Origin of the sequence: Massilia forsythiae (genome assembly GCF_012849555.1) — a bacterium.
Classification (GTDB): Bacteria; Pseudomonadota; Gammaproteobacteria; order Burkholderiales; family Burkholderiaceae_D; genus Telluria; species Telluria forsythiae.
Genome location: NZ_CP051685.1, coordinates 5,864,965 through 5,889,709 on the forward strand (window position 1 = coordinate 5,864,965; position 24,745 = coordinate 5,889,709).

At 70.7% G+C, this 24,745-nt stretch carries 24 protein-coding genes; 14 read left to right on the forward strand and 10 right to left on the reverse strand.

Annotated elements, in window-relative coordinates; genetic code table 11:
* The first annotated feature begins 87 nt into the window (after positions 1-87).
* Positions 88-879, forward strand: a complete 792-nt coding sequence (locus HH212_RS24570) for a prohibitin family protein (RefSeq protein WP_170204870.1) — start codon at positions 88-90, stop codon at positions 877-879.
* Here HH212_RS24570 and HH212_RS24575 read toward each other — a convergent pair.
* Together HH212_RS24575 and HH212_RS24580 are read right to left on the reverse strand one after the other, a co-directional pair.
* The gene (locus HH212_RS24575) at positions 863-1,435 is read right to left on the reverse strand and encodes a M23 family metallopeptidase (RefSeq protein ID WP_170204871.1); all 573 of its coding nucleotides are present in this window, start codon (positions 1,433-1,435) and stop codon (positions 863-865) included. The two genes, HH212_RS24570 and HH212_RS24575, sit on opposite strands and share 17 nt — an antisense overlap.
* 9 nt (positions 1,436-1,444) lie before the next feature.
* Positions 1,445-1,864: a MarR family winged helix-turn-helix transcriptional regulator gene (locus tag HH212_RS24580; protein ID WP_229217449.1), complete on the reverse strand. Its 420-nt coding sequence runs from the start codon at positions 1,862-1,864 to the stop codon at positions 1,445-1,447.
* Between the two features lie 111 nt (positions 1,865-1,975).
* Here HH212_RS24580 and HH212_RS24585 point away from each other — a divergent pair, with 111 nt between their 5' ends.
* Positions 1,976-2,725 (forward strand): siderophore-interacting protein, encoded by a 750-nt coding sequence (locus tag HH212_RS24585; RefSeq protein WP_170204873.1) that lies wholly within the window; start codon positions 1,976-1,978, stop codon positions 2,723-2,725.
* A gap of 55 nt (positions 2,726-2,780) precedes the next feature.
* On the opposite strand, the gene HH212_RS24590 is transcribed toward HH212_RS24585, so the two are convergent.
* From HH212_RS24590 to HH212_RS24605, 4 genes are all read right to left on the reverse strand, one after another.
* Positions 2,781-3,872, reverse strand: a complete 1,092-nt coding sequence (locus HH212_RS24590) for a porin (protein ID WP_170204874.1) — start codon at positions 3,870-3,872, stop codon at positions 2,781-2,783.
* A gap of 119 nt (positions 3,873-3,991) precedes the next feature.
* Positions 3,992-5,308, reverse strand: coding sequence for a gallate dioxygenase (locus tag HH212_RS24595; protein WP_170204875.1), 1,317 nt, complete (start codon positions 5,306-5,308; stop codon positions 3,992-3,994).
* Between the two features lie 30 nt (positions 5,309-5,338).
* The gene (locus HH212_RS24600; RefSeq protein WP_170204876.1) at positions 5,339-6,679 is read right to left on the reverse strand and encodes an MFS transporter; all 1,341 of its coding nucleotides are present in this window, start codon (positions 6,677-6,679) and stop codon (positions 5,339-5,341) included.
* 210 nt (positions 6,680-6,889) lie between these two features.
* Positions 6,890-8,131, reverse strand: a complete 1,242-nt coding sequence (locus tag HH212_RS24605; protein WP_170204877.1) for a LysR family transcriptional regulator — start codon at positions 8,129-8,131, stop codon at positions 6,890-6,892.
* Between the two features lie 115 nt (positions 8,132-8,246).
* On the opposite strand from HH212_RS24605, the gene HH212_RS24610 reads away from it, so the two are divergent.
* The 5 genes from HH212_RS24610 to HH212_RS24630 all read left to right on the forward strand — a co-directional run bounded on the left by HH212_RS24610 (position 8,247) and on the right by HH212_RS24630 (position 13,825).
* On the forward strand, positions 8,247-9,422 hold the full coding sequence (locus tag HH212_RS24610; RefSeq protein WP_170204878.1) for a 4-oxalomesaconate tautomerase: 1,176 nt from the start codon (positions 8,247-8,249) through the stop codon (positions 9,420-9,422).
* Positions 9,423-9,447: 25 nt separating this feature from the next.
* Positions 9,448-10,473, forward strand: a complete 1,026-nt coding sequence (locus tag HH212_RS24615) for an amidohydrolase family protein (RefSeq protein WP_170205677.1) — start codon at positions 9,448-9,450, stop codon at positions 10,471-10,473.
* Positions 10,474-10,490: 17 nt separating this feature from the next.
* Positions 10,491-11,174, forward strand: a complete 684-nt coding sequence (gene ligK, locus HH212_RS24620; RefSeq protein ID WP_170205678.1) for a 4-carboxy-4-hydroxy-2-oxoadipate aldolase/oxaloacetate decarboxylase — start codon at positions 10,491-10,493, stop codon at positions 11,172-11,174.
* A 138-nt stretch (positions 11,175-11,312) separates the two neighbouring features.
* Complete coding sequence (locus tag HH212_RS24625) at positions 11,313-12,164, forward strand: N-acetylmuramoyl-L-alanine amidase (protein WP_229217450.1); 852 nt, start codon at positions 11,313-11,315, stop codon at positions 12,162-12,164.
* Positions 12,165-12,187: 23 nt separating this feature from the next.
* Positions 12,188-13,825 (forward strand): L,D-transpeptidase family protein, encoded by a 1,638-nt coding sequence (locus tag HH212_RS24630; protein ID WP_170204880.1) that lies wholly within the window; start codon positions 12,188-12,190, stop codon positions 13,823-13,825.
* Between the two features lie 11 nt (positions 13,826-13,836).
* On the opposite strand, the gene HH212_RS24635 is transcribed toward HH212_RS24630, so the two are convergent.
* Complete coding sequence (locus HH212_RS24635) at positions 13,837-14,859, reverse strand: MBL fold metallo-hydrolase (RefSeq protein WP_170204881.1); 1,023 nt, start codon at positions 14,857-14,859, stop codon at positions 13,837-13,839.
* Positions 14,860-15,072: 213 nt separating this feature from the next.
* On the opposite strand from HH212_RS24635, the gene HH212_RS24640 reads away from it, so the two are divergent.
* Positions 15,073-16,269: a sensor histidine kinase gene (locus HH212_RS24640; RefSeq protein WP_170204882.1), complete on the forward strand. Its 1,197-nt coding sequence runs from the start codon at positions 15,073-15,075 to the stop codon at positions 16,267-16,269.
* Entirely contained in the window at positions 16,266-17,153 is an 888-nt protein-coding gene (locus HH212_RS24645; protein ID WP_170204883.1) for a LytR/AlgR family response regulator transcription factor, read from the forward strand. The genes HH212_RS24640 and HH212_RS24645 overlap by 4 nt, the downstream gene beginning before the upstream one ends.
* On the opposite strand, the gene HH212_RS24650 is transcribed toward HH212_RS24645, so the two are convergent.
* A complete protein-coding gene (locus HH212_RS24650) occupies positions 17,116-17,859 on the reverse strand; it encodes an NlpC/P60 family protein (protein WP_211172415.1) in 744 nt (247 codons plus the stop codon). The two genes, HH212_RS24645 and HH212_RS24650, sit on opposite strands and share 38 nt — an antisense overlap.
* Before the next feature lie 377 nt (positions 17,860-18,236).
* On the opposite strand from HH212_RS24650, the gene dctA reads away from it, so the two are divergent.
* Together dctA and HH212_RS24660 are read left to right on the forward strand one after the other, a co-directional pair.
* The gene (gene dctA / locus HH212_RS24655) at positions 18,237-19,538 is read left to right on the forward strand and encodes a C4-dicarboxylate transporter DctA (RefSeq protein ID WP_170204884.1); all 1,302 of its coding nucleotides are present in this window, start codon (positions 18,237-18,239) and stop codon (positions 19,536-19,538) included.
* Positions 19,539-19,646: 108 nt separating this feature from the next.
* On the forward strand, positions 19,647-20,717 hold the full coding sequence (locus HH212_RS24660; RefSeq protein WP_170204885.1) for a porin: 1,071 nt from the start codon (positions 19,647-19,649) through the stop codon (positions 20,715-20,717).
* Positions 20,718-20,734: 17 nt separating this feature from the next.
* On the opposite strand, the gene HH212_RS24665 is transcribed toward HH212_RS24660, so the two are convergent.
* Positions 20,735-21,658, reverse strand: a complete 924-nt coding sequence (locus HH212_RS24665) for a LysR family transcriptional regulator (protein ID WP_170204886.1) — start codon at positions 21,656-21,658, stop codon at positions 20,735-20,737.
* 163 nt (positions 21,659-21,821) lie between these two features.
* On the opposite strand from HH212_RS24665, the gene HH212_RS24670 reads away from it, so the two are divergent.
* Positions 21,822-22,691, forward strand: a complete 870-nt coding sequence (locus tag HH212_RS24670; protein ID WP_170204887.1) for an amidohydrolase family protein — start codon at positions 21,822-21,824, stop codon at positions 22,689-22,691.
* Positions 22,692-22,704: 13 nt separating this feature from the next.
* Positions 22,705-23,319 carry a LysR family transcriptional regulator gene (locus HH212_RS24675; RefSeq protein WP_170204888.1) on the forward strand — a complete coding sequence of 205 codons (615 nt, stop codon included), beginning with the start codon at positions 22,705-22,707 and terminating at the stop codon, positions 23,317-23,319.
* Positions 23,320-23,338: 19 nt separating this feature from the next.
* On the opposite strand, the gene udk is transcribed toward HH212_RS24675, so the two are convergent.
* The gene (gene udk / locus HH212_RS24680; protein WP_170204889.1) at positions 23,339-23,980 is read right to left on the reverse strand and encodes a uridine kinase; all 642 of its coding nucleotides are present in this window, start codon (positions 23,978-23,980) and stop codon (positions 23,339-23,341) included.
* A gap of 84 nt (positions 23,981-24,064) precedes the next feature.
* Between udk and HH212_RS24685 the strand changes: the two genes are divergently transcribed.
* Positions 24,065-24,724 (forward strand): NUDIX hydrolase, encoded by a 660-nt coding sequence (locus HH212_RS24685; RefSeq protein ID WP_170204890.1) that lies wholly within the window; start codon positions 24,065-24,067, stop codon positions 24,722-24,724.
* The last annotated feature ends 21 nt before the right edge of the window (positions 24,725-24,745 follow it).

Here is a 24,745-nt window from a genome sequence, read left to right on the forward strand (position 1 = left end):
CGGAGAGGTTTCGACCACCCAAAAAATGCTATCTTGCAATGCAACCGTTTGCCATCCCGGGCGCGGCCAACCGGAAAGGACATCGACATGAATCGGATTTCGTTGAAGCCGCTCGCCGTCGTCGCGGCGTTGATCCTGCTGTGGGCGCTGGCGCCGTTCGGCACCGTGCCGGCCGGCTACCGCGGCGTGATGACGACCTTCGGCAGTCCCGGCGCGCAGGTGCTCAGCGAAGGCATCCACTTCCGCGTGCCGCTGGCGCAACGGCTCAACCTGGTCAACGTCTCGATCCAGAAGGGCGAAGGCGAAGGCGACGCCGCCTCGCGCGACCTGCAGACCGTGCACACGCGCGTGGCGCTGAACTACCACGTGCTGCCGGAAGGCGCGGTGTCGGTGTACCGCGACCTGGGCAACGAGCCGGGCCAGCGCATCATCCTGCCGGCCGTGCAGGAAGCGGTGAAGGCGGTCACCGCGCGCTTCACCGCCGAGGAGCTGGTGGCCAAGCGCACCGACGTGCGCGACCAGATCGTGGCCCAGCTGCGCGAGCGGCTGGCGCGCCACGGCGTGGCGGTGGACGAGTTCTCGATCGTGAACTTCAACTTTTCCAAGTCGTTCAACGATGCGATCGAAGCCAAGACCACCGCCGAGCAGCTCAAGCTGAAGGCCGAGCGCGACCTGCAGCGCATCGAGGTCGAGGCCAAGCAGCGCGTGGCGCAGGCGCGCGCCGAGGCCGAGTCGCTGGCGATCCAGCGCCAGCAGGTGACGCCCGAGCTGATCCGCCTGCGCGAGATGGAAAACCAGCGCCTGGCGATCGAGAAGTGGGACGGCAAGCTGCCCAACGTATCCGGCGGGGCGGTCCCCTTCATCAACGTGAAGCAGTAGCGCGCCGCGTCCCTCTCTTCGGCGGCGCAGCCGCCCGCGCCGGCGCACGCAGGAACGGATACGGATTGACCGCTCCGTCCGCCGTATAGATCCCGTAGTGCAGGTGCGGCGGCGTGGCGGCGGCATTGCCGGTGTTGCCGACGTAGCCCAGCACCCGCCCCGGCGCCACGCGCATGCCGGCATGGACGTCGCCGTAGCGGTCCAGGTGCGCGTAGTAATGGCGCTGCCCGCCCGGCCCCAGCACCCACACCGCTTGCCCGCCCAGGCGGTTGCCGCCCACCCGCAGCACCACGCCTTCGGTGCTGGACAGCACCGGCGTGCCGCGCGCGGCGAAGATGTCGATGCCTTCGTGGCGCCGGCCCTCGCTGCGCGCGCCGCCCCAGGTGTCGCGCAGGCCGGCCGGCTCGACCCCGGCCACGGGCACCGGCAGCACCGAAGGCGCCGGCAAGCCTTGCAAGCGCACCAGGTACAGCGCGTTCTCGAGCCAGGGACGCAGCACGGCTTCGGCGCCGATCAGCGCCAGCGCGATCAACAGGCTGCGGACGAAGAGGCGCATCGCCGCCGCTCAGTCCTGACCGGCTTCCAGGTTGGCGCGCACCCGGTCCAGCAGCGCCTGCAGCGCGGCGCGTTCGCTGTCCCCCATGCCTTCCATTGCCGCCTCGGCCAGGCGGCCGTCGTCGACGTGCAATGCCGCGTGCAAAGCGCGGCCGGCCTCGCTCAGGCGCAGGCGCGTGCTGCGGCGATCGCTGGCGTCGGCCTCGGCGTCCAGCAGGCCGCGTTCGCGCAGGCCACGTACCAGGCGCGTCAGCTGGGCCTTGTCACGCCCGGAATGCGCGGCCAGGTCGCTCTGGGTGGCGCCGGGATGGCGCGCGAAATAACCGAGCACCTTGACGTCCATGTGGGCCAGGTCGTGCTGGGCCGCGCGCAGGCTGCGGTGCTGCCGGGAACGGACCAGGTGCATGATGGCGTGGATGGTTTCCAGCACCTCCTGCGCCCCCGACACCCGGCGACCGGAATTTTCGTTGACTTGATCAACTTGTTTTTGGATAATGGGTGACATTGTCAACTAAAGCGCGATACAAACGAGGACACCATTATGAACGATGCAAGCCAGAACCAAGCCGCTCCCGCACCTGCCGTCCGGCGCGTGCGCCACGAACTCAAGCTGCGCGAACTGGAAATCGTCGAGGTCGCGCCGCTGGGGCCGGGGTTCGTCGCCCTCACCTTCCAAGGCGAGGCGCTGGCGGACTTCACCTCGCTTTCCTTCGACGACCACGTCAAGCTGATGCTGGACGGCGTGGATGGCAGCGAAACTGTGCGGCGCGACTACACGCCGCGCCGCTTCGACCGCGCGGCGCGCACGCTGACGCTGGAATTCGCGCTGCACGGCGACGGCGCGGCATCCGACTGGGCGCGCAGCGCGGTAGTGGGCCAGCACGCCCTGGTCGGCGGGCCGCGCGGCTCGATGATCGTGCCGCCCGAACTCGACTGGCACCTGCTGGTGGGCGACAGCACCGCCCTGCCCGCCATCGCGCGCCGCCTGGAAGAACTGCCGGCCGGGCAGCGCGCCTTCGTGATCGCGCTGGTGGACGCGGCCGACCGGCGCGCGCTGCCCGGCGCCGCCGCGGTGGAGTTGACCTGGGTGGACAGCGCCGATGCGCTCGAAGCCGCGCTGCGCGCGCTGGACCTGCCGCCGGGCCACGGCTTCGCCTGGGGCGGCGGCGAGGCGCAGGCGATGGCGCGCGTGCGCCGGGTGCTGGACGAAAAAGGCGTGCCGCGCGAGCTGACCCGGGTGTCGGCCTACTGGAAGCGCGGCGTGGCCGACCATCACGAGCGGCTGGAGTGAGGCTGGCTGAAACGGTATCGAAGCCGGTGCCGGCAGCGCCGGCGACCACGAGAACTCAGAAACCGTGCTTGATCCCTGCCAGCAGCGCGTTCTGCGCCAGGCCCGCACCGACCGAGCCGCCGGCGGTGATGGTGACGGCGGCGCTGCCGCCGTTGTCGATGCGCCCGCCGGCCACGTACACCGTGGTGCGTTTCGAGAAGTCGAACATCGCGCGCAGCAGCGCCTGTTTGCTGTCGTTGCCGCTGTTGCGGTAATCCAGGCGCGCCAGCTGGCCGTCGACGGTCAGTGCCGGCGTCAGCTTGTATGCGGCGCTCAGGTAGTACAGATTGCTGCGCGGCGCGGCCGGCGCGCCTTCGTTGTCGCGCACCACGGCGCCGCCGGACACCTTCCAGGCGCCGAACCGGGCATATACGCCGCCATGCGCGCGGCTGTCGCTCAGGGTGCTGGCCGTGAGTCCGGCCGCGGCGCCGGCGCCGCCGCGCTTGCGGTCGTAGGCGCCGACCGCGCCCCAGGCGGCGCCGTCGTAGCGCAGCATGGCCGACCATTCGCGGCAAGCCTGGGCATCGGCGGCGTTCTCGCCGGCGCAGTTGGTGCCGGCCGGGCCGCCGGCGTTCGACACGTCGCGTCCCAGGCTGTAGGTGGCGCCCACGGTCACGCCCTTGAAGCTGCCCTTGTAGGCGATCGAATTGTCGGTGCGCCCGTTCGGGATCGCCGGGTCCAGCGAGCCGAGGCCGTATTGGGATGGCCCGGACAGGTCGAACTCGGGCATCGAGTTGTAGATCATGTTGTAGTTGCGGCCCAGCGTGACCTGGCCCCAGTCGCCGGCCAGGCCGACCCAGGCCTGGCGTCCGAACAGGCGGTTCTGGCCGTTGGCGCCGGTATCGAGCTGGATGCCGTTTTCCAGCGTGAAGATCGCCTTCAGGCCACCGCCCAGGTATTCGCTGCCCTTGAAGCCGAGGCGCGACGGGAACATGCCGCCGCCCAGGCTGGGCATCCAGGTGCGGCTGTGGCCGGCCGCGTCGGCGTTGGTGTAGTGCTCGACGGCGGCATCGACGATGCCGTAGATTTGTACCGCGGTCTGGGCCCGGGCCTGCATCCCTGGGACGGTGCAGGCCGCGATGGCGGCGGCGATGGCGATCTTCTTCATGTGCTCCTCCGGTGTTTTTGGAAACCGTTTATCTTTTTTGGTCGTGCGCAGGCGCCGCCCCGGCCGGGACGGTGCGCCTGCATGGGTGCGTGCGCGGCGGCGCCAAGCGCCGCCCGCGGTCAGGACTGCGGGCCGGCGTCGGCGCGGTTCCAGCCGGCCGCGCCGGCCGCATCCTTGCCGGCCACCGAGTACATGGCGCGCGTGTTGCGCGTCTTCTGGAAGTCCTCGAGAGACTCGCCGCGCATGGCCGCGTAGATGTGCAGGTTGGAGACGCCGACCACCGCGCCCAGCTTCTCCAGCAGGAAGAAGATCACGCCGTAGCGGATCAGCGCCTGCCAGTCGCGCCGCGTGACCATGTCGCGCTCGGCCGGCGTCAATGCGGCTTCGTCGTACGTGGCTTCCGGATCGGCCAGGAAGCGCGCGCGGAAGTCCGGGCGGACCAGCTGGTGCAGGTAGCGGTTGATGCGGTAGCCTTCCACGCTGCGCTGCAGGGTGAACGGGTAGGTGCCGGGCAGGTCCTCGGCGCCCGCGGTCTGGTGCGCGATGTGGGCGCGCTGCGCCGCGTTGGCGCGCGTGGCCAGCGCCGGATCGGGCGCCGCCGCCGGTTCGTACAGCGCCACCGCGATGCCGGTCATCGACGGCAGGTAGTATTCGCGGTGCACGCAGTCCACCTTGGCCGGCATGGCGCCGCGCATCACCAGCCACATGACGATTTCCGCGCTTTCCCAGCCGCCCAGGCGCGCGAAATCGGCCTGCGTCATGTTCAGCAGCACCTCGGGGTCGTTCTCGAACAGGTCGAGGAATTGCCGGTCCCAGGCGGTGTTGTTGAAGCCGCAGCGTTCGCCGTGCACCTGGTGCGACAGGCCGCCGGTGGCGACGATGGCGACGTCCAGGTCGTCCGGATAGCTGTCGATGGCGCGCCGCAGCGCCTGCCCCAGCTTGAAGCAGCGGCGCGCCGAGGGCACCGGGAATTGCAGCACCCCGCATTGCAGCGGCACGATCGCACCCGGCCACGTGCCCTCGGCCTGCGGCCACATGATCGACAAGGGCGAGAAGCAGCCGTGGTCGAGCCCTTTATCCTGGAAAAAGGCCATGTCGAATTCGTCGGCCATCAGCGATTCGCCGATGTGGCGCGCCAGCGCGGCGTGCCCGTCCACCGGCGGCAGGTCGCGCGCGCCGCCGCCCTCGTCGGCCACGCGCCACTGCGCGCCGATGCCGAGCGCGAAGGCCGAGTAATGGTCGAAGAAGAACGAGGTGACGTGGTCGTTGTAGACCACCAGCAGCACGTCCGGCTTTTTCTCGGCCAGCCAGCGGCGCACCGGTTCGTAGGCGGCGAAGATCGGCGCCCACACGGCGTCGTGCTGCTTGTTGGCGTCCAGGGCGAAGCCGATGGTCGGGGTATGCGATGAGGCGATGGCGCCGATGATGTTGGCCATGATGGTTTTCCTGAAAAGTTATGCCGTGCTTCAGGCGGCGGCGGTGCGCGGCGCGAAGCGGGTGAACACGATCGACAGCGCGGCGATGGTGGCGGGAATCGCCAGGATCGCCAGGATCGCGCTGAAGCCCCAGCCCATGCTGAGCAACACACCGCCGGCGAAGGAACCGAAGATGCTGCCGAAGCGGCCGATGCCCTGCATCCAGCTGACGCCGGTGGCGCGCACCGCGGTCGGATAGCACGACGGCGCGAAGGCGTTCAGGCCGGTCTGGGCGCCGCTCATGCAGAAGCCCGCCAGCAGCACGAACACCGGAAACAGGGCCGCTTCCACGCTGCTGGACGCCAGCAGCAGGATGAAGGCGGCGCCGGCGACGTAGGTCGAGGCGATCACGCGGTTCGGGGTGGAGCGGTCCATCAGCCAGCCGACGAACAGCGCGCCGACCGTGCCGCCCAGCTGGAACATCGCCGTGATGGTGGCGGCGCGCTCGATCGGCAGGCCGGCATCCTTGATCAGCGTGGGCAGCCAGCCGGACAGCAGGTAGATCACCAGCAGGCCCATGAAATAGGTGGCCCACAGCGACAGCGTGACGCCGCGGAAGGCCAGGGTCAGCAGCGTGGCGGCCTTGGCCTTGCTGGCCACCTTCTGCTCGCTGACGGTGAAGCGCGTGTTTCCATCGATGCCGGCGGCGGCATCGGCGCCGACCACGCGGCGCAGCGTGCGCGCGATGCGCTCGGCCGGATACCCGTTGACCACCATGAAGCGCACCGATTCCGGCACCAGCCACAGGTAGAACGGCAGGCAGGCCAGCGGAATGGCGCCGCCGGCCACCAGCACCGTGCGCCAGCCGTAATGCGGCAGCAGCGCCGCGGCGCCGAAGCCGACCAGCGCCGAGCCCAGGTTGAAACCGGTGAACATGATCGCCAGCAGCGTGCCGCGCGACTTTTCCGGCACGTATTCGGACAGCAGCGTCGTGGTGTTGGGCATCGCCGCGCCCAGCCCGAGGCCGGTCAGGAAGCGCAGCAGCGACAGCTGCATCACGTCCTGCGCCAGCGCGCACAGGATGCTGCAGGCGCCGAACCAGGCCACCGCCACCATCAGCAGGCGCTTGCGGCCGTAGCGGTCGGACAGCGGCCCGATCAGCAGCGCGCCGATGGCCAGGCCGAGCGGCGCGGCGCTCATCACCAGGCCGAAGGCCGCCTTGGAGATGCCCCATTCCTTGGTGATGTTCGGCGCCAGGAAGCCCATGATGGCCACGTCCATGCCGTCGGTGGTGACGATCAGGAAGCAGAGGAACAGAAGCAGCCACTGGTAAGCGGACATGCGGCGGCCGTTGATGTGCTGGCGCACATCCAGCGTGTGTGCTGTATTCATTATGTCTCCAGTTCGAATACGAATCGTGTGGTCGACGTTGCCGTCGCGTCGCGGCTGCCCCCGTGCTTATATTTGGAATGGGAAGGGGGGCCACTGGAGTCCCAGTGTACGTTTCGGCTCGGCGGCCTGTATTGCTTTCGGCTGCGCCAGCGTTGCATTCTGCTTATCGGCGATTCTGCGCCGCGGCCGGCGCGGCGGCTGCGGCGCGCTTCAGACGAAGGCGGCGGCGGCGTGCTCGATCTCGGCCAGCAGCGCGCGCGCGCCGGGCGACAGGTGGGCGCCGCGGCGCGTGGTGACGCCGATCGCGCGCGCCAGGCCGGGCATGGCGAACGGCAGCACGATCAGCTGGCCGGTGCGCACCTCGTGGTGCAGCTGGTGCGCCGACAGCACGGTCAGCATGTCGCTTTCCAGCAGCAAGCCGCGCAGCAGCGCCAGGTCGCCGGTCTCCACCGCCGGCAGCGGCGGCTCGGCCCCGCGCCCGCGGTAGAACTGCTCGATCGATTCGCGCAGCGGGGTGCCGGCGCGGCCCAGCACCCACGGGTAGCCGGCCAGCTGCGCCATCCTCAAGCGCGCCTTGCCGGCCAGCGGGTGGCCGGCGCGCGCCACCAGCGCTGCGTCGTCGCGCAGCAGCGCGCGCGATTCGAAGGCGTCGCCGGCCGGGCTGCGCAGCGCGCCGACGATGAAGTCGATGCGCCCGCTCAGCAGGCCGGCGCCGAGTTCGTCGTACGGGCTTTCCAGCGAACGCACGCGCAGGCGCGGATGCCTGCGCAGCGCCGCCGCGATCGCCGTCGGCAGCAGTTGCGAGCGCGCCAGCGGCAGCGCGCCGATCGTCACCACGCCCTGCACCACGCCGGCCAGCGCGGCGATGTCCTCGGGGATGTGGCGCAGCTCGGCCAGCGCGCGCTCGAACGCGGCGATCCAGCGCCGCCCGGCGTCGGTCGGCAGCATGCCGTGCGCGGTGCGCAAGAACAGCGGCTGGCCCAGCATGGCTTCCAGGCGCGCCACCGCCTGGCTCACCGCCGACTGCGAGGTGCCGAGCGCGTGCGCCACGCCCGGCATGTAGTGCATCTCGGCCAGCAGCGCCGCGGCCTGCAGGCGGCGCTCGTTGAGCAGCGCCTCGATGCCGCCGACCTTGCCGGCCACCTTGGCGCCCGCGGCGTTGCCCGCCTTGTCCAGCGCGCGCTCGCGCAGGCGCACGGCGTCGTCGCGCACGCCGCGCAGCTCGGCCTCGATGCGGTCGGCGCGCAGGCGCACCAGTTCGCCGGCCGCGGTGAGCAGCATGCCGCGCCCCTTGCGCTCGAACAGCGGCACGTCCAGGCCCTCTTCCAGCGCCGCCACCGAGCGCGCCACCGCCGACGAGGCGCGGTACAGGCTGTCGGCCGAGCGGCGGATGCCGCCGGCCGCGGCGACGGCGCAAAAGGCGTGCAGGTGGCGCAGGCTGAGGAGCGGCATGGGCATCTCGAAATGGTCGGTCGATAAGCAGATTAGAACAAAGCACGGCCCACAAAGCAACCACTGCGCGTCGCGCGCGGCCGATACTGGGGCCTTCCGAGCACGAGGCTTCCCCATGAATATCGAACACCAGCAGGCAGCCGCGCCCGGCCCGGCGCCGCAGCGCGACCTGGCCGCCATCCCCTGCATCCTGATGCGCGGCGGCACTTCGCGCGGCCCGTTCTTCCTCGAATCCGACCTGCCCGCCGACCCGGCGCTGCGCGACCGCGTGCTGCTGGCCGCCATGGGCTCGCCCGACCCGCGCCAGATCGACGGCCTGGGCGGCGCCCATCCCTTGACCAGCAAGGCCGGCATCGTGCGCAGGAGCGGCACGCCCGGCGTCGACCTCGACTTCCTGTTCGCCCAGCTGCAGCCCGACCGCGACACGGTGGACGTCACGCCGAACTGCGGCAACATGCTGGCCGCGGTGCTGCCGTTCGCGCTGGAGCGCGGCCTGCTGCCGATCCAGGACGGCACCACCTGCGCGCGCGTGCTGACCCTGAACACCGGCATGCAGTGCGACGTGACGGTACAGACGCCCGGCGGGCGCCTGGCCTATACGGGCGATGCGCGCATCGACGGCGTGCCCGGCACGGCGGCGCCGATCGGCATCGCCTTCCTGGACACGGCCGGCTCGGTCTGCCCCGGGCTGCTGCCCAGCGGCCGCGTGCTCGACCGCGTGGCCGTGGACGCCCCCGGCATCGAGCCCTTCGCCATCGACGCCACCCTGATCGACAACGGCATGCCGATGGTGCTGGTGCGCGCCGCCGACCTGGGCGCCGGCGGCGACGAGACGGTGGCCGAACTGAACGCGAACGAAGCGCTGCGCGCGCGCCTGGAAGCGCTGCGCCTGGCCTGCGGCCCGCTGATGGGCCTGGGCGACGTGGCCTCCAAGAGCTACCCGAAGATGTGCCTGGTGGCGGCGCCGCGCGCAGGCGGCGCCGTCGCCACCCGCTGCTTCATCCCGCACGTGTGCCACGAGGCGATCGGCGTGCTGGCGGCGGTGACGGTGGCCACCGCCTGCGTGCTGGAAGGTTCCGTGACCGCCGGCCTCGCCCGGGTGGCGCCCGGCCTGGACAAGACCGTCTCGGTCGAGCACCCGACCGGCGAATTCAGCGTGGCGCTCGGCCTCGACGCCGCCGACCCGCAACGCGTGACCCGCGCCGCCCTGCTGCGCACCGCGCGCCCGATCATGCGCGGCGAGGTCTATCTACCCGAACAAATCCGGACAGGAGAACAGCATGGACAATAAGCAGACAGCCCCGGCGCGCAAGCCGCTGGTCATCGATTGCCACGGCCACTACACCACCGCCCCCAGGGCGCTGGAAGACTGGCGCAACGCGCAGGTCGCCAACCTGGCCACGCCGGAGCGCGGCCCGAAGCCGTCCGACCTGCGCATCGGCGACGACGAACTGCGCGAATCGATCGAAGGCAACCAGCTGCGCCTGATGAAGGAGCGCGGCTCGGACCTGACGATCTTTTCGCCGCGCGCCAGCTTCATGGCACACCACATCGGCAACTTCCAGACCAGCGCCACCTGGGCGGCGATCTGCAACGAGCTGTGCTACCGCGTGTCCCGGCTGTTCCCGGACAACTTCATCGGCGCCGCCATGCTGCCGCAGTCGCCCGGCGTCGACCCGCGCACCTGCATCCCCGAGCTGGAACGCTGCATCAAGGAATACGGCATGGTCGGCATCAACCTCAACCCGGACCCGTCGGGCGGGCACTGGACCGCGCCGCCGCTGTCCGATCGCTACTGGTACCCGATCTACGAAAAAATGGTGGAGTACGACATCCCGGCGATGATCCACGTCTCGACCAGTTGCAACCCGTGCTTCCACACCACCGGCGCGCACTACCTGAACGCCGACACCACCGCCTTCATGCAGTGCCTGACCAGCGACCTGTTCTCCGATTTCCCGACGCTGAAGTTCCTGATCCCCCACGGCGGCGGCGCCGTGCCCTACCACTGGGGACGCTTCCGCGGCCTGGCCCAGGAAATGAAGAAGCCGCCCTTGCAGGAACACCTGCTGAACAACATCTTCTTCGACACCTGCGTGTACCACCAGCCCGGCATCGATTTGCTGACCCACGTGATCCCGGTGAAGAACGTGCTGTTCGCCTCCGAGATGATCGGCGCGGTGCGCGGCATCGACCCGGAGACCGGCCACTACTACGACGATACCCGGCGCTACATCGAGGCGGCCGCGATCAGCGATGCCGAGCGCTTCCAGATCTTCGAAGGCAATGCGCGGCGCGTGTTCGCGCGCCTGGATGCCGTTCTCACGCAAAAAGGACAATGACCATGACCACTCCCCCGATGAACCAGCTCGGCGTCGTCAAGCGCAACATCGCGCGCGCCGACGCCGCCGTGGTCGACCAGTTGGCCACGTTCGGCAGCGCCACCGTGCACGAGGCGATGGGCCGGGTCGGCCTGCTGAAACCCATCATGCGCCCGATCTACGCCGGCGCCCAGGTGGCCGGCACGGCGGTGACGGTGCTGCTGCACCCGGGCGACAACTGGATGCTGCACGTGGCGGCCGAACAGATCCAGCCCGGCGACATCGTCGTGGCCGCGCTCACCGCCGAATGCACCGACGGCTTCTTCGGCGACTTGCTGGCCACCAGCTTCATGGCGCGCGGCGCACGCGCGCTGGTGATCGACGCCGGCGTGCGCGACGTGCGCGTGCTGACGGAAATGGGCTTTCCGGTGTGGAGCCGCGCGGTCAGCGCCAAGGGCACGATCAAGGCGACGCTGGGGTCGGTGAACGTTCCGGTGGTCTGCGCCGGCGCGCTGGTCAACCCGGGCGACGCGGTCGTGGCCGATGACGACGGCGTGGTGGTGGTGCCGGCGGCGGACGCCGCGCGCGTGGCCGCCGCCGCCAGGAAGCGCGAAGACCTGGAAGGCGAAAAGCGCGCCAGGCTGGCCTCCGGCGTGCTGGGGCTGGACATGTACGACATGCGCGGCGCGCTGCAGGCGGCGGGGCTGAAGTACATCGATTGATCCGCAGGCAGAGGTTGCACCGGCGCGCGTGGCGCGCTGCCGGTTTTCCCGATAGCGGGTAAACTAGCGGCTTTGCAGCGCTTGCGGGAACATGCTTTTTACCATGCACGAATGCGGCCGCCGCCAGGGTGGCGCGCGTTGAACACACCGACCACGAGGGCGCCCTGGATCAAGGCGCTGGCCTGGCTCGTGGCGGCGGGCGCACTCGTCCTGGCCGTGCTGGCCGCCTGCAGCGGCCCGCGCATCGACCGCTCGCTGTCGACGCCCGACCAGCGCAGCCGCGTCAAGTACCTGATCCTGCACTACACCGTCACCGATACGCCGCAATCGATCCGCATCTTCACGCACAAGGCCGGGGTCGAGGCCAGCATCCATTACCTGCTCAGCGACGATCCCAGGCCGGTCATCTACGGCATCGTCGACGAAAGCCGGGCCGCCTACCAGGCCGGCGGCGATTCGGGCTGGAAGGGCGACCGCAACCTGAACAACATGTCGATCGGCATCGAGATCGTGAATGCCGGCTGGAACGACGGACCCAAGGGACGCAGCTGGGCGCCGTATCGGGACAAGCAGATCGATACCCTGATCCCGCTGGTCAAGGACATCATGGCGCGCCACCACATCGCGCCCGAACACGTGCTGGGCCACGCCGACATCGCGCCGCAGCGCAAGCAGGATCCCGGCGCGCTGTTTCCATGGCAGCGCCTGGCCGCGGAAGGCATCGTGCCCTGGCCCGACCCGGACATCGCCGCGCGCAAGCGCATCGAATATGCCGCCGACCTGCCCGACCTGCTCTGGTTCCAGCGCAGGCTGGCCGCGCTCGGCTACGTGGTGCCGCAGGACGGCCAGGCCAGCCAGGAAACGCGCAACGTGCTGGCCGCCTTCCAGACCCACTACCGCCCCGCCAGGATCGACGGCGAACCCGATGCGGAAACCGCGGCCCTGCTGGACAGTCCCATGCGCGTGCGCGCCGCGGCCGGCAAGGATTGACGAAGCCCGCTCCGGAATCACCGATGAAGCTCAGCCACCACATCGGCGCCGCGCTGGCGTTCTGCGCCGCCGCCGCATTCGCCCCGGTTTCCTCCCGCGCGCAAGCGGTTCCCGCCGCCATCCGCACGCTGGCCGCGCAAGCGTCCGGCGCGCCCGCGGCGCCGGCCGGCCCCTACGACGAACACGGCTGGCTGGAACGTTTTTACGCTCCGCGCAAGTACGCGCCCGCCTGGAACGGCGCGAGCGCCGAAGCCGCCCTGTGGGTGCTGCGGCGCGCCGCGCTGCAGGGCCTGGACCCGCTCGACTACGGCGCCGCCGCGCTGGAACGCCAGCTGCGCGCGGGCGCGGCCGGCGGCGCCGGCTTCGACGCCGCCCTTACCCTATCGATGCTGCGCTACCTGGCCGACCTGCGCGTCGGCCGCGTGCGCTCCGAATACCATGCGCGCCCGCAGGATGCACGCCTGAAGGGCTACGACCCGGTCGAACGGCTGCGCGCCGGACTCGCCGCCGGCCGGCTGCAGGCCGCGGTGCAGGCGGCCGAACCGCGGCTGCCGCAGTACGGCCAGGTCAAGGCGGCGCTGGCGGGCTACCGCGCGCTGGCCGGGCAGCCCTGGGCCGCGCTGCCGAAACCGTCCGCCAGGCTGGCGCCCGGCGCCGCCTATGCCGGCGCGGCGGCGCTGGCGCAGCGCCTGGCCGCGCTGGGCGACCTGCCGGCCGCCGCGCCGTCCGCACCCGAGGGCACCTACGGCGCCCGACTGGCGCAGGGCGTGCGCCGTTTCCAGGCCCGTCACGGACTGGAACCGGACGGCATGCTGGGCCGCGCCACCGTCGATGCGCTGAACGTGCCGCCGGCGCGGCGCGCGCGCCAGCTGGCGCTGACGCTGGAGCGCCTGCGCTGGCTGCCGGACTTCGGCGCCGGTCCGCTGGTCATGGTCGACCTGCCGGCCTACCGCCTGTGGGCGCAGCCGCAGGGCGGCGCGGCGGGGAACATGCCGGCGGCGCTGGACATGCGCGTGGTGATCGGCAGCGCGCTCAAGACGGAAACCCCATTGTTCGTCGGCCAGATGCGCTACCTCGAGTTCAACCCCTACTGGAACGTCCCGCGCAGCATCCTGGAAAAGGACATCCTGCCCAGGCTCGCGCGCAATCCGGACTACCTGGCGCAGAACGGCATGGAGACGGTGCCGGCGGGCGCCGGCATGGCCGACCTGAAGGCGGGCCGCGCGCGCGTGCGCCAGCGCCCGGGGCCGAAGAACGCGCTGGGCGCGGTCAAGTTCGCGATGCCGAATCCAATGGACATCTACCTGCACTCGACTCCGGCGCCCGAACTGTTCCGGCGCAGCCGGCGCGACCTGTCGCACGGCTGCATCCGGGTCGAGGATCCGGCCGCGCTGGCGCAGTACGTGCTGGCCCGCCAGGGCCAGTGGGACGCCGCCGCCGTCGGGCGCGCGCTGCAGCCGGGGCCGACCCGCCACGTCGACCTGGCCGCGCCGGTGCCGGTGGTGATCTTCTATGCCACCGCCGGCGTCGGCGCCGACGGCAAGCCGCGCTTCGCCGCCGACATCTACGGCCGCGACGCGGCGCTGGAAAAGCAGCTGGCGGCGCGCCATGCCGCCATTGCGGCGGCAACAGCGGCAACAGCGGCGCCGGGTCCGGCGTAGGGATACCGGCGCTAGCGCTGCGCCTGCGCCCCGGCCGGCGCGGGGCCGGCCTTGCCGGCATCGTCCTCCAGCCGATGCAGGACGCCGTCGCGGTCCAGCTGGAAGCGGTCGAAATCGTTGGCCAGGAACAGCCGCCCGCCGTAGGCCGCGCGCGCCTCCTCCTCGAGATCGGCCATGGCGAGCGCGCCGTGCTGCTGGTAGCGCGGACTGAAATGGGTCAGCACCAGGTTCGGCACCCCGGCCGCCGCGGCGGCGGCGGCCGTCATCCTGGCCGAGCTGTGCTGCGGTCCCGGGCCGATCCTGCACAGCACCTCGTCGGTGTAGGTGGCTTCGTGCACCAGCACCTCGGCGCTGCGCGCCTCCTCCAGCAACAGTTCGGGGCGGTCGTTGTCGCCGGCGACGATCACGCGCCTGGCCTTGCGCGGCGGCGCCAGCACATCGTCGGCGCGCACCGGCCGTCCGTCCGGCAAGACCACGTCCTCGCCGCGCTGCAGCCGCCCCCACGCCGCGCCGCGCGCCACGCCGGCGGCCTGCAGCCGGGCCGGGTCCAGCTTGCGCTCGAGCCGGCGCTCGGTAAACGTGTAGCCGAACGAGGGCACCCGGTGCGACAGGGCGGTGGCGGCGACGGCGAGATCCGGCATCACGTGGTCGGGCAAGGCCGAGGCGGCCGTCCCGCCCACCTCGACGAAGTCGAGCGCATACGGCAAGCCCAGCCCGGTGGTCGCCATCACGCCCTCCAGGAAAGCGCGCAGCGGCGCCGGCCCGGCCAGCACCAGCGGCGCAGTGCGGTTCATCATGGCGGCGCTGGCCAGCAGCCCCGGCAGGCCATAGCAATGGTCGCCGTGCAGGTGCGTGACGAAGACCGCGCGCAAGTCGTTGAGCGACCACGGCGTGCGCAGGATGCGGTGCTGGGTGCCCTCGCCGCAATCGACCAGCGCCCAGTGGCGCGCGCCCTCGCTGCGCAGCGCCAGCGCGCTGACGTTGCGGCGTCGGGTAGGGGTGCCGGCGGAGGTGCCGAGAAACTGGAATTCCATGATGCGGTCCTGTGCGGTAGCGATGGGCGATTATCGCCCGGATGATGGCCGGGATGAGCGCCCGGATGAGCGGCCAGGCAAGGCGCGCCGCCGCGTTCCATACCCCCGCGGCGCGGTTTGGCGCCGTCCCTGCCCGCTTTCGTCGCCGGCGCCTTGCCGCGCCGCGCCGCGCTGGGCAGAATGTGGCGTATTCCATCCCCAGCGGAGTCCGCCATGAGCACCCTCGCTTCCACCCCCGCATCGCCACTTGCATCGCCGCCCGCTTCCGAGTCTGCCGCGTGCGCCGCCGGGACGCCGCGCCTGAAGCGCTTCCTCGACGACCTCGGCATGAGCGTGGTGCTCAGCGCCTGGGCCGCGGTGCTGATCACGCTGGTGGACGGGCGGCCGGCGGAGCTGTATCCGCAACTGGTGTACTCGATCTGCATCGGCCTGGTGGCGGTGACCGTCATCGACGGCGCGCGCCTGCGCCTGCTGGGCGACCCGGCGCGGCGCGCCCCGCGCGCGCTGCCGCTGGTGGCGCTGGTGGTGCTGAGCGCGCCGCTGTCCCACTACACCGGCATCGTGCTCGGCAGCGCGATCCTGGGCAACGGCCCGGTCAGCCTGGCGGCGTACCCGAACGCGCCGCAGCTGCGCATGATCGTGTTCACCCTGCTCGGCATCAGCGCCACTTTCCTGATCATCCTGAACCGCGAACGCATGCAGCGCATCCAGGCCGAGCGCGCCGAGGCGCGGGCGCGCGCCGAGGCCGTCGAACGCCAGGCGGCCCAGGCCCAGCTGCGCCTGCTGCAGGCGCAGATCGAGCCGCACATGCTGTTCAACACCCTGGCCAACCTGCAGGGACTGATCGCGCTCGACCCGGCGCGCGCCGGCCGCATGCTCGACCAGCTGATCCAGTACCTGCGCGCCACCCTCGGCGCCACCCGCGCCGAGAACACCACCCTGGCCGAGGAATTCGGCGCCATCGAAGCCTACCTGGGCCTGATGGCGGTGCGCATGGGGCCGCGCCTGGCCTGCCGCTGCCGCCTGCCGCAGGCGCTGCGCACGGCGCGCCTGCCGGCCATGCTGCTGCAGCCGCTGGTGGAAAACGCCATCCTGCACGGCCTGGAGCCGCACGTGGACGGCGGCACGGTGAGCGTCGAGGCCGCAGCGCACGGCGGCATGCTGGAGATCGTGGTGCGCGACGACGGCCTCGGCCTCGATGCCGGTCGCACGCCGGCCGACAGTGACGCCGGCAGCGCCGGCGATAACGGCAGCGCAGTCGGCAACGGCGGCATCGGCCTGGCGACCACGCGCGAGCGCCTGCGCGCGCTGTACGGCGGGCGCGCCGCCCTGGTGCTCGAACCCGGCGTGCGCGACGGGCTGCCGTGCGGCGCCGTGGCGCGCCTGACCCTGCCGCTGGAGGACGCATGAGCGCGCGCATCCTGATCGCCGAGGACGAGCCGGTGCTGGCGGAGGTGCTGGCGGCGACGCTGCGCGGCCTGTGGCCCGGCGTGCAGGTCGTGGCGCAGGCGCCGAACGGCATCGCCGCGGTCGAGCAGGCGCTGGCGCTGCGTCCGGATGCGCTGTTCCTGGACATCAAGATGCCCGGCCGCAGCGGCATCGAGGCGGTCGAGGACTTGCTGGAACGCTGGGACGGGCCGGCGCCGTTCCCGCAGGTGGTGTTCGTCACCGCCTACGACGACTACGCGGTGCAGGCCTTCGACAGCGCGGCGCTGGATTACGTCCTCAAGCCCGTGAGCGCGGCGCGCCTGGCGCGCACGGTCGAGCGGGTGCAGCGGCGCCTGGCCGCCGATGTTTCCACTGCTGCGTACGCCGCTGCGGACGCCGACGCCGCCGCGGCGCACGACGGGACGGCGGCCGCCGCGCCGGACCGCGGCCTGGCGCGCCTGGTCGAGCAGATGCGCGCGCTGCTGCCGCCCGCCCTGCCGCCCGCCGCGCCGCCCGGCGATCCGGATGCACGCGCCGGCGCAGGCCTGGATATCATCCGCGCCGCCGTCGGCAACGTGGTACGCATGATCCGGGTCGAGGACGTGCTGTTCTTCCAGGCGCTCGACAAGTACGTCAACGTCGCCACCGCCGAGGGCGACGCCCTGATCCGCCTGCCGCTGAAGGAACTGCTGCCGCAACTGGACGGCAACCGCTTCTGCCAGGTCAGCCGCGGCAGCATCGTCAACCTGCGCCACGTGGCCAGTGCCAGCCGCGACGACATGGGCAAGCTGACGCTGGCGCTGCGCGGGCGGCCGGAACGGCTGCGCGTCAGCCCGCTGTTCGCGCACCTGTTCCGGCAGATGTAGGCGCGCCGGGCGCGCCAGCCGCCGGCGCCTGGGCATAGAGCGACATCGCCGTGTCCGGCCAGCGCGCCTCCAGCAGCCGGTCCTTGTGGATCAGGATGTAGCACACCTTGTTGTCCTGGTTGCCGCCGAGGATACGGTAGGCGTTGCCCTGCTCGCCGGCGTGGAACCCGACGTGCCCGTTGCCCGACTGCTCGCCGCCGTGCGTGAAGACCATCACCGCACCTTCGCGCGGCGTGACCCGGCTACCGAAGCGGCCCCAGGAGCGCGCACGCAACAGCCCGTTCGGCAGAACCTGCTCGGGCAAGGTGCTGGAGACGCAGTGCCCGACGAACAAGCCGCACCAGGGAATGTCGTCGCCGTTGTAGGGCAGGTCAAGCAGGCTGGCCCAGTCGAGGATGACCGGATTACTGGCCGCGCCCAGGAATTCGCGGGTCCGCACGAGACGCACCGCTTCTTCCATCCATGGCAGCGGTAAGGACAGTGCCGGGGCGCCCGGCCGCGCCGCCGGCGCCGGGATGCCCGCGCCCTGCAGGTGCGCCGCCGTTTCCGGCCCGACGATGCCATCCACCACCAGCCCTTCGCGGCCCTGGAACAGCTTGACCGCCGCCACCGTCCTGCGGCCCCAGATACCGTCGATCGGACCCGGATCGAGCCCGACGCGGGCCAGCGCTTCCTGGATTTCCCTGGTGCCCATGCTGATGCTCATGACAATGCTCCCTGTGGTGGGCCCGGCTTGCGACATGCAGGTGGAATGGATTGCCGGCGCCAGCATGCACACTAATGTATGCCGATTGCATATGCCAGGATGTCCGCAATCCGCCCTGTCCTGGGTCAAACGACCGCCGTTGCGCTGGCCAGCCTGAGAAAGTTTCAGCCAGATCGGCATGCGATACAGGCCGGCGAGATCATTCCAAAAGAATGGACTCGATGCTTTTCCGGTGGTCCGCTATACGGAACACGCATATCAGCTAGTCCGGTATTGGCATTGTATGTTTTCGATGCTGTGACAGAATGCGTCAACCAATTGCCCGGCGCGAAGCTCTACACGATGCGCCCGGGCCACGACAACCACAGGAGACAAGCATGTTGAGCAGCACGACTGGCGCCGCCGCGTCCGCACCGCCGGCGGCACGCCGCTGGTACAAGCAGTTATGGATCCAGGTCTTGATCGCGATGGCGCTGGGCATCCTGATCGGCCATTATTTCCCCGACCTCGGCACCAAACTGCAGCCGCTGGGCGACGGCTTCATCAAGCTGATCCGCATGCTGATCGCGCCGATCATCTTCTGCACCGTGGTGCTGGGCATCGCCAAGATGGACGACATGTCGCGCGTCGGCCGCGTCGCCGTCAAGGGCCTCATCTATTTCGAGGTGATGACCACCATCGCGCTGGTGGTCGGCCTGGTCGTGGTCAACCTGTGGCAGCCGGGCGCCGGCATGAACGTCGACGCCTCCAACCTGGACGCCGCCTCGGTCAGCCGCTACGTGGCGCAAGGCCACGAGAGCGGCATCATCCCGTTCCTGATGAACATCATCCCGAACACCATGGTCGGCTCGCTGGCCGAGGGCAACATCCTGCAGGTGCTCCTGATCTCGGTGCTGTTCGGCTGCGTGCTGGCGCGCCTGGGCAGCGTCGGCAAGCCGATCATCGAGGTGATGGACGGCTTCGCCAAGGTCTTCTTCGGCATGGTCGCCATCGTCATGTGGGCGGCGCCGATCGGCGCGTTCGGCGCCATCGCCTTCACGGTCGGCAAGTACGGCGCCGGCGCCCTGCTCTCGCTGGGCAACCTGCTGGTGTGCTTCTACGTGACCTGCCTGATCTTCATCTTCGGCATCCTCGGCCCGATCGCGCGCCTGAGCGGCTTCAGCCTGTTCAAGCTGATGCGCTACCTGCGCGAGGAAATCCTGGTGTGCCTGGCCACGACGTCCTCGGAAAGCGTGCTGCCGCGCATGCTGACCAAGATGGAGCAGCTCGGCTGCAAGCCGAGCGTGGTCGGCCTGATCATCCCGACCGGCTACTCGTTCAACCTGGACGGCACCTGCCTGTACCTGGCCAGCGTGACCGTGTTCCTGGCCCAGGCCACCAACACGCCGCTCGACCTGACCCAGCAGATCGTGCTGCTGAGCGTGCTGCTGCTGACCTCCAAGGGCGCAGCCGGCGTGGCCGGCGCCGCCTTCGTGGTGCTGGCGGCCACGCTGTCGACGGTCGGCACGATTCCGGTGGCGAGCGTGGCGCTGATCCTGGGCGTGCACCGCCTGCTGTCCGAAGGCCTGACCCCGACCAACCTGATCGGCAACGCGGTGGCCACGATCGTCATCTCGAAATGGGAAAAGGCGCTCGACATGGAACAGCTGCAGCGCGTGCTGGACAAGAAACAGGCCTGAGCCGCCACCCCCGGCGCCCGGCGCCCGGTACATGCTGCCGGGCCGCCACCGCCGCATCCCTTTCCGCGCGGGCCGCAGAGTCCGCCATATCCACCTCCTGGAGACACCATGAGCAGCCTCCCGCACCGGGCCGCAGGCCCTTCCCTTGCCCGCCGTTTCGTCCGCCCCGCCCTGTGGCGCGCCCTTGCCGGCGCATGCCTCGGCCTGTGCGCCGTCGAGGCGGCCGCCGCCGACAATCTCCAGATCTACGGCCTGGTCGGCAGCTACGCCGGCAGCATCAAGCGCAGCGACAACGTCGAGCGCGCGACCGTGGTCGGCTCGGGCGGCCTGACCACCTCGTGGTGGGGCATCCGCGGCGGCGAAGACCTGGGCGGCGGCACCCGCGCCATCTTCCAGCTCGAACAGTTCTTCCAGCCCGACACCGGCGGCGCCGGCCGCAGCCCCAGCGATCCGGGCGGCTTTTCGCGCAGCGCCTGGGTCGGCTTTTCCGGCGGCTTCGGCCAGCTGACCGTCGGCCGCCACACCTCGCCCTACTACGTGTCGATGCAGATGGTGAACCCGTTCGGCGCCTCGGTGGTGTTCTCGCCGCTGGTGCTGCAGAGCTACGTGTCGACCTTCGGCGGGGTGGTGATCGGCGACACGGTATGGAACAACGTGGTCCAGTACGTGTCGCCGACCGTGGCCGGCCTGAACGCCACGGTCCTGTACGCGCCCGGCGAAGTGGCCGGCAACGCCGGCGTCAACAACGCCGGCGTGCACCTGCGCTACGTGCAAGGCCACTGGAGCGCGGTGCTGTCGGCGCAGCGCGTGCGCACCGCGGCGGTGGCGCCGTCGACCGGCCAGCAAGCCTGGCTGGCCGGCGCCGCCTACGACGCCGGCTGGGCCAAGCTGTACGCCTCGGCGCAGCGCACCGAGAATGCCGTCACCGACATCGCCTCGCGCACCTGGCAGCTCGGCACGTCGGTGCCGGTGACCCAGGGCGGATCGGTCCTGGCATCGGTGGCGCGCACGACCGTCGAGCGGCCGGCGCTGGCGCAGACCGCGCGCAATACCGGCGCCCTCGGCTACGACCTGTTCCTGTCGCGCCGCACCGACGTCTATGTCACGTATCTGTACGACCGCGTGCAGGGGCGCGCCAGCGGCAACAGCTACGCGCTCGGCATCCGCCACACCTTCTGACCGGTGGCCGCCGCTGCTCACGCCAGGTAGGCGTCGATGTTCTGCTGGCGCGCGGCGTACAGCGGCATGATCTCGCTTTCCAGCATGGCCACCGCGCGGTTGGCCAGGCGCGACAGCGGATGCTGGTTGCTGGTGGCGATCGCCACGCGGCTGCGGATGGCCGGATCGGCGATGCGCGTGCAGCGGAAGCGCCGCTGGCGCGGGTCGGCCAGGATCGCGTTCAGCGGCAGCACCGCGTGGCCGTAGCCCTCGTCGACCAGGTCGAGCAGCGGCGGCACGGCGTCGATCTCGAGCGCGATGTTCAGCTGCACGCCACGCTCGGCCGCGTGCATCTCGACCAGCGTGCGGATCGCGTGCAGGCGCCCCGGAATGATCAGGGGATAGCGCGCCAGCTCGGCCAGCGTGATGGTGGCCGGGGCCGGCGCATCCGGTTTGCTGATCAAGAACATCTCTTCGCTGAACAGCAGGCGCTTGTCGACCAGCGGCGTCTCGCCGGTGTCGTACAGCACCGCGGCGTCGATGCGCCCCATCGCCAGCCACTCGGCCAGGTAGCTCGACAAGCCTTCCGACACCGTGATGTTCGCCTGCGGGAACTGGGTCTGGAAGCCGCGCACCAGCGCCATCGTCGCGAACCGGGCCACGCTCGGCGCCAGGCCGATGCGCACGTGGCCGTCGAGCGTGCCCTGCAAATTCTTCAGCGCGTTCTGCGCCGCCTCGACCTGGTGCAGGATGCCCTTGCTGTGCTCCAGCAGCACCTTGCCGGCCTCGGTCAGCACCACGCCGCGGCCGTTGCGGCGCAACAGGTTCTGGCGCAAATCCACTTCCAGCTGGCGCACCAGGCGGCTCAGGGCCGGCTGGGTGCGGCCGAGGATGGCCGACGCCCGCGTAAAACTGCTGAGTTCGGCGACGTGGACGAAGGCTTCGAGCTGGTCGAGGTTCATGGCGGTGGTCGATTCCGGTTATGCGGAAAACGCATAGGAGCTAGTGAGGTATCGGCATTGTATCGGCCTGGCGCCATCGGCACAATCCGCTGACCGGTGCAGCACATCCAGACTGCCCGCCCAAGCGATCGCCAGCAACAGCGCCATCTCCACAGGAACCGCCATGAAATCTTGCCTGCCTCCCGACCCGCATCCGGTCAAGCCCATCCACCAGCTGCCGCCCGGCGCCTGCGACGCCCACTGCCACGTGTTCGGCCCGGCCGCCGTGTTCCCGTACGCCGCCGACCGCAGCTACACCCCGCCGGACGCGCCCAAGGAAGCCCTGCGCGCATTGCACCGTCGCCTGGGCGTATCGCGCGCCGTGATCGTGCACGCCAGCTGCCACGGCACCGATAACCGCGTCACGCTGGATGCGATCGCGTCCAGCGACGGCGCCTACCGCGGCGTGGCCAACGTCGATCCCGATATCGGTGACGCCGAGCTGGCCGCGCTGCACGCCGGCGGCATCCGCGCCATCCGCTTCAACTTCGTCAAGCACCTGGGCGGCGTGCCGGACGTGGCCGTGGTCGAACGCCTGGTCGAGCGCATCAAGCCGCTCGGCTGGCACATCGTGCTGCACTTCGACGCCGAGGACATCCCCGAGCAGCAGGACCTGCTGCGCCGGATCACGGTGCCCTTCGTGATCGACCACATGGGCCGCGTGCGCGCCGAGCAGGGCCTGGAGCAGCGCCCGTTCCAGCTGCTGCTGCAACTGATGCGCGAGAACCCGCTGGCCTGGGTCAAGATCTGCGGCGCCGAACGCGTCTCGGCCGGCAAGCGCCCGTTCCTGGATGCGGTGCCGTTCGCCCGGGCCCTGATCGCCACCGCGCCCGAGCGCCTGCTGTGGGGCACCGACTGGCCGCACCCGAACATCAGCAAGGACATGCCGAACGACGGCGAACTGGTCGACCTGCTGTACGCGTTCACCAGCGACGAAGCGGTGCTGCGGCAGATCCTGGTCGACAACCCGACGCGCCTGTATTGGGCCGAATGAGCGCCTTCCGGCCATGACGCCCGACACGCTGCGCCACCTGCACGCCTTCCAGGCCGTGGCCGAACGCGGCGGCGTGCGCAGCGCCGGCAGCGTGCTGGTGCGCGACCCTTCCACCGTGACGCGCACCGTCGCCGGCCTGGAACGCATGCTGGCGGCCGAGCTGTTCGAACGCGGCGCGCACGGCATGCGCCTGACGCGCAGCGGCGAACGGGTGCTGGCCCATGCGCGCCGCATCGCCGCCATCCTGCACGCGGTGCATCGCCAGGCGCTGCGCTCGCGCCTGCGCAGCGGGCCGGTGGCCGGGGTCGAGGCGCTGTTCAGCGAGCGCCGCCTGCGCCTGGCGGTGCTGCTGGCGGACATGGGCCGCATGCCCAAGGTGGCGCATGCCAGCGCCCTATCGCAGCCGGCGGTCAGCCAGGGCATCGCCCGGCTGGAAGCGGACCTGGGACAGGCGCTGTTCGTGCGCGGCGCCGGGCGCATGGCGCCGACCGAGGCCGGCGCGCGCTGGATCGGGCGCTTCAACGATATCCTGGACGAGCTGGACCGCCTGCGGCGCGGAGTGGATGGCGGCCCCGACGAAGGACATTACACGGACTACGGGGCGCCGCTGCCGCCTTGCATGGGGTGATAAGGGAGGGGCAACCGGCTCAATTCCGCTTCAGCTTGCCGATCACGCTCGCCACCTTGGTGGTGATGACATCCACCGCCGGACCGTTGGCGCCATGCGGCAGGATGACGTCGGCGTGGCGCTTGGTCGGCTCGATGAATTGCTTGTGCATCGGGCGCACCGTTTCCAGGTACTGGGCGACGATGCTCTCCATCGAGCGGCCGCGCTCCCTGATGTCGCGCTGCATGCGGCGGATGAAACGCACGTCGGGCGCGGTGTCGACGAAGATCTTCAGCGACATCATCTTGCGCAGGTCGGCGTCGTACAGGGCGAACAAGCCTTCGATCACGATAACCGGGGCCGGCTTGACCGGAATCGTCTTGTCGGAGCGGTTGTCGATGGTGAAGTCGTATTCCGGCATGGCGATGGTGTCGCCGTTGCGCAGGGCCTGCACGTGCTCCACCAGCAGCGGCCAGTCGAAGGCCTGCGGGTGGTCGTAGTTCTGCTTGCGGCGCACTTCCGGGGTCAGGTCGGACTGGTCGCGGTAGTAATCGTCCTGCATCACGACCGAGACCATCTCGGCGCCGAAGGAGGCCAGCACCTGCTGGGTCACCGTCGACTTGCCGCTGCCGCTGCCGCCGGCGACGCCGATCACGAACGGGGAGAAAGAAATCTGATTCATCCCCGCATGATACCGGAGCGGCGCCCGAACCGACAGGGGCCGGTTGGTGCAGAATGCAGCTTGAGCATACCCGAGGCCCGATCCATGCACACCTTCCACCCCTTCCCCGACGACGACGGCCGGCCGGTGCGCCTGCACCGGCCGAGCATGCCGACGCCGTTGCCGCACTGGCGCGACCCCGGCGCCATCGCCACCGTCGTCCCGGGCGGCGCGATGCCGCCTTGCCTGAACGGCATCGCCGTGGCGCCGTGGCCTGCCGCGCCTACCTGCGGCGCCGGCTGGGGCGCGCTGGCCGGCGGCCTCGCGCTGGACGAACCGCCGTTCGCGCAGCCGCCGGGCACCGCGGCGGCGGCCGGCGCCGTGGTGCTCGAGGACGACGGCCGCGTGTGGCTGGTCGCGCCCAGCAATGCCTTCGGCGGCTATGCCGCCACCTTTCCCAAGGGGCGCGTCGATCCCGGCGCCGGCCTGGCCTGCGCGGCGATCCGCGAAACCTTCGAGGAATCCGGCCTGCAGGTGCGCATCGACGCCTTCCTGGTCGACGTGCGCCGCACCCAAACGTATACCCGCTACTACCTGGCGCGCCGCATCGGCGGCGATCCGGCCGCCATGGGCTGGGAGACGCAGGCGGTGCACCTGGTGCCGGCAGCGCGCCTGCGCGCGGTGGCCGTCCATCCCAATGACGAGGCCGTCATCGCGGCGCTGGAGCGGCACCTGGCTGCCACGAACGGCCTAAAAACCGGGTAAAGAAAGCGCCGCCGCGCATCA